This is a genomic window from Vibrio sp. 10N.222.55.C6 (assembly GCF_041473395.1).
GTDB classification, from domain to species: domain Bacteria; phylum Pseudomonadota; class Gammaproteobacteria; order Enterobacterales; family Vibrionaceae; genus Vibrio; species Vibrio crassostreae_C.
The window spans coordinates 1-417 of the sequence record NZ_JBFRSD010001056.1 but is presented as its reverse complement, the minus strand read 5'-3'; the positions used below and the strand labels follow the sequence as shown (position 1 = coordinate 417).

At 44.4% G+C, this 417-nt stretch carries 1 protein-coding gene; it reads right to left on the bottom strand.

Annotated elements, in window-relative coordinates:
• The coding region (locus AB4486_RS27525) for a polysaccharide biosynthesis protein (protein WP_372119979.1) at positions 1 to 417 on the bottom strand (417 nt) is incomplete at both ends.

The following is a 417-nucleotide window of genomic DNA, read 5'->3' as shown; positions in this document are numbered from 1 at the left end:
GGCTCTCCCATGTCCAACACGAACACTTGGCCATTATTACCCATTGCGCCAGCTTGAATGACGAGCTGCGCCGCTTCAGGAATCAACATGAAGTAGCGAATAATATCAGGGTGAGTCACCGTTACTGGACCACCGGCCTTAATTTGTTTTTTGAATAATGGAACAACAGACCCAGATGATCCTAAAACATTGCCGAACCTCACCATAGTAAAAGTAGTCTGTGTGTCTTTGTCTGCTAGAGCTTGAAGAACGAGCTCCGCCATTCTTTTACTTGCTCCCATTACATTTGTTGGCCTTACGGCTTTGTCTGTAGAAATGAGAGTGAAATTTCTAACGCCACATTCTATAGCAGCTTGCGCACAGGATAATGTCCCAAAAACATTATTTCGAATGCCCTCTACGACATTATCTTCGACA